The sequence below is a fragment of the Thermogutta sp. genome, from assembly GCF_014359955.1.
Lineage (GTDB): Bacteria > Planctomycetota > Planctomycetia > Pirellulales > Thermoguttaceae > Thermogutta.
Genome location: NZ_JACIYL010000340.1, coordinates 1 through 4447, shown reverse-complemented (window position 1 = coordinate 4447; position 4447 = coordinate 1). Strand labels below are relative to the sequence as shown.

Below are 4447 nucleotides of genomic sequence, written 5' to 3'. Positions count from 1 at the left end.
CTCAGAGACCACCGGGGCCATGACGACGGCCGTCGTCATATCCTCGTCCGCTCGTGGATAGTAAAAGAGAGTACCGTCCCGATCGAGAAACCATTCTCCCGGCTCATCCAGGGCGGCCCGAAAATTCTCCAGATGGTACCGGCAATTCGGCCCCCAGTAGGCAAAACCCCAGGGGATCGGAGCCGTGATGGTGACGATGTTCTGTTGGGGATCGACGCTGGCCAGGCGGGATCGGGAGGTTTCCCAGGAATGATAGGTCACCAGCGTCACGTCAGAGAGCCTTTCCCGGGGGATATTGAAAAGGGGCGCGACATCTTCCCTGCGTGCCTGGAACGCCCGATTGCCCGTTTCCACCGGTTGGCCGGTGGCAGAATCGACGAAATGGTCGATCTTCCTCTGCACGTAGAAGTAAAACTTATTGGGACTTCTCGCGCGGGTTGCCCGTCGCCCATTGACCCACAGTTGTTCGAAATACCACTGGCCGGCGGCGACCTCCGGGATGTGTGCGGTCCACAGTCCATCTGGCTGTTTCTTCCACCCGGTGATGCGGCGGCCGCCGGTGAAGCGCGGTTTTTCCGGCCCCTGTGCTTCGTAAATGACAGGAGATTCAGCCGTGCCGCTGTCCTGAGGTTCCAGCACCAGCGGCTGGAAGAGGGTGTATTCGCCCGGCGCGATGCGGACGCGGAAGGTTCCCGAGCGGCCCGCCGCCCTCAGCTTGCGGATGACATCTCGGGCGGCCGTGAGACTGGCCAGAGGACCGTCGCTCCGATCCTGGTTCGGTGAGGCGATCATCCCCGACCAGGCGTCGTTGCCCTGGGGACTCACGTAAAGGATCGTTTCTTCTCCTCGGATATCCAGCGAATGGACGAGGAAGACGGCCAAACACGTCATGCAAAACCAGGCGGCACGCATGGGCTGGCCCTCTCAACGGAGTTATTCGGGGGGAAGAAAGATGCGGGGCCGGTCGTGGTCCCGATTCACCAACCGTCCCCGTGAACGCGTAGCATTGTCCCCTATTGCTACGGGCTGGACAAGTCCGGGGTGAGAAGCAGCGCGATCGGCCGGGGTGGAACCGAGCCCTCCCAGTCGTTCCATGATCCGGATGAAACCGAATCGCTTGGTCGGCCAGTCTTTAATGGATTAACGGACGGGCGTCTCTTCCGGCGCGTCCCGCGGCCCAACCCCCGCCTGCTCTCTTGCCCCTTTTTCAGCGAGACGCTTGACGAGCCGGATTTCATTGCCGCGTTCGTTGAAGGAGACCTCGTCCATGAAGGAATAGATGAGGAGCAGTCCCCGGCCGCATGGACATTCCAGGGATTCGGGATCGTGAGGGTTGGGCAGGACGGAAGGATCAAAGCCCGGCCCTTCATCGCGGATGACGAACTCGAGCTTCTGGCGGGAGAGTTCCCCGCGAAAATAGACCCGCCGATTGCAGTAAGGGGGTTCTTTTCGGCGGCGCTCCGCTAGTGCGAAATACTGGGCCTCGTCTTCTTCTCGAAGGGCCGAAGATAGCTCGAGATTGCCATGAAAGACCGCATTGGAAAGGGCTTCCTGAAGGGCGATATTGATCCGCGTGATTTCGCCGCTGTCCAGCTCGAGGCACTCCAGCAGGCCGTGCACAAAGTTGAGAATCGGTTTGAGAAGCTGGCAATCACTCGCCAGGCTGAAGCTGAATCGACAATGCTGGAGATACTGATTGAGTTGAGAAATCTTGGCACGCTGAACGGCCGCTTCAGCCACCTGGTGGACGGTGGGAAGGAGTCGCCGCGCCGCCCAGCTTTTTGCCACATAACTGCTGGCTCCGCGACGCAGGGCCTCCATCGCCAGATCTTCACTGCCGTGCGCCGTCACGAGGATCACCGGCAGGCCGGGGAAAGCCCGCCGTAACGCAGCCACCAGTTCCAATCCGTTCATGCCCGGCATCAGCATGTCGGTGACGATCACATGGGGAGAATACTCGTTGACGAGACGGATGGCCTCCTCTCCGTTGGCCGCCGTGATAACCTCATAATCAGGGGACCGGGACAGCAGACCAGCCAGCCACTGGCGATCACCCGGCGAATCATCCACAACCAGGACACGAATCATCCCTCAGGCCCTTTTTGGAAGGTAAGGCCGCCGGGAAGTTGTGCGGCCTGTTCCCCTGTGTTAAGGTGCGACAAATCGAAAACGCTGTCAAGTGTTAGTGGACCGGGCCCCCCGGTGACTGGTCCTTTTTTGAGGAGGCCGAAGTCGTGATGTTGGCCCCCTGGGCGACTTCGTCCAGCACCTGCCGGAGTAAATCCCGCAGCCGCTGCAGCCGGGCAGACCAATCCGGGGTGTGCTGGCTTTTTTCGGTTGGTTCGGCCGACGATCCACTCCCTGTCTCGATTTCCTTAAAAGTTTTCTCCAGTTCGTAAGCTGCTTCTGCAGCCGTTTTGGCCCCAAAATGGCGGAAAGCACCTCCGAGAGTATGGGCGGCCCGGCGGGCGGTGGCCCAATCCCGCTTGTTCACGGCTTCTTCCAGCATGTGCAGTTGTCTCGGCATGTCCTCACGAAAGGTGACGATCAACTCGCGGAGCAGGTCGGGATCGCCACCCGCCGAACGCAGCGCATGCTGCCAATTCACCAGTCCCCCAGACAACGGACCGTCACTCGGGGAGGCAGGCGATGCCCCCGCGGTAGTCTGCTGGGGCGCATGAGCCGGTTCAAGTTCGTCGGCCTTCTCAGTCTGTGCAACAGCTCCAGCATCAATCGCCGGCAGGGTCTGGGTTTCTCCCAGATTGATCCCCCGCACCTTGTGAACAACATCGGCAATGGTCTGGAAAAACTCTCCGGCGATGAACGGCTTGGCGATGTAGCCATCCATCCCGGCGCTGAGCGCAAGTTCCCGATCTCCTTTCAGCGCGTGTGCCGTCATGGCGATGATCGGAATTCGGGGCAGTCCCAGACGGGCTTCGCGGGCACGGATTTCCTTTGTGGCGGTCAGTCCGTCCATTTCCGGCATCTGAATGTCCATGAGGATTAAATCAAACTCGCCATCGGCGAGTGCTTTCAGGGCCTCTATCCCATTGGACACCGTTGTCACTTGATGGCCGTGCTTCTCCAGCAGCCCGATCGCCACTTTTTGATTGAAGGGGCTGTCCTCAACCAGAAGCACCCGCAGGGGCGAGAGCTCCGGAAAACTGGGGGGAATCGTCACGGGGGCGGCCGGCCGGAACTGGAGTCCCAGGACCTCTGCCAGCACGTTGTAGAGTTCGGATTGTTTGACGGGTTTGCGGAGCACGCCGACGACGTCCATCTGCCGGAAAAGCTCTGTATCGCCCGCCCGATCTTCCGAACTGAGGACGATGATCGCCACTTTGTCGGCGGGATACCGTTTGCGAAGTTCTGCCACAAGCTGATAGCCGTCCATCTGGGGCATCCGCACGTCGGTGATGACGACGGGAGGCGGTGTCTGGCCTGCCTGTTCCATGATCTGTAACGCTTCGGCACCTGAGGCCGCCAGAACGGCTTCCAGACCCCAGCTTGCAAGCATCTCGGCCAGAATTTTTCGGTTGGTGGCGTGATCGTCCACCACCAGGATTTGCCGTGTGCCGAAAGTATCGAGTTCGGGCGTGGGAGGAGCGGCGGGGGCAGCGCTGGGGATTTGAAAACGCGCGGTAAAGCGAAATGTGCTTCCGCGACCGGGTTCACTCTCCAGTTCGATCTGGCCGCCCATCAGATGCACCAGCCGCTGGCAGATGGCGAGCCCCAAACCAGTCCCGCCGTAGCGTCGCGTCATGCTCTGATCGGCCTGCTCGAACGCCTCGAAAATCCGCTTTTGTTTTTCCGGCGGGATCCCAATCCCTGTATCTCGCACGGCGAATTCGAGAATCGCCTCGCGCTCGTGACGTTCTTTGAAGACAACCTCCACCACCACCTCGCCCTGCTCGGTGAATTTGATGGCGTTATCGACCAGATTGATAAGGACCTGGCGGAGCCGCACGGGATCGCCCACAAGCTGATCGGGCACATCGGCAGCGATGCGACAGGCGAGCTCGAGCTGTTTTTTGTGGGCCCGCACCGCCAGGCTCTTCATGGTGTCGCCCACCACCTCGCGGAGCGAAAATTCCACGGCGTCCAGTTCCAGCCGGCCGGCCTCGATCTTGGAGAAATCCAAAATGCTGTTGATGAGGGCGAGAAGGGTATCGCCGGATTCGCGGATGATGCGGATGTACTCGCGCTGTTCGGGATCCAGCCGGGTTTGTTCCAGAAGCTGCGCCATGCCCAGGATAGCGTTCATCGGGGTGCGGATCTCGTGGCTCATATTGGCGAGGAACTCGCTTTTGGCGCGGCTGGCTTCTTCCGCTGCCTCCTTCGCCTTCTCCAGAGCCCGCTGCACCGCCACTTTTTCCGTCACATCCCAGAACACCACCTGGACGCCGATAATCTGACCCAGGGCATCGTGAACAGGCGACTTGAGCAC

Annotated in this window: 2 protein-coding genes and 1 pseudogene; all 3 read right to left on the bottom strand. The window is 60.4% G+C overall.

Annotated elements, in window-relative coordinates; translation table 11 throughout:
- Positions 1-912, bottom strand: a pseudogene (locus tag H5U08_RS10970) (hypothetical protein); the annotation flags it as partial.
- Between the two features lie 228 nt (positions 913-1140).
- On the bottom strand, positions 1141-2088 hold the full coding sequence (locus tag H5U08_RS10965) for a response regulator (RefSeq protein ID WP_297032945.1): 948 nt from the start codon (positions 2086-2088) through the stop codon (positions 1141-1143).
- Between the two features lie 94 nt (positions 2089-2182).
- Positions 2183-4447, bottom strand: a 2265-nt coding sequence (locus H5U08_RS10960) for a response regulator (RefSeq protein ID WP_297032944.1), incomplete at its 5' end; no start/stop codon positions are given.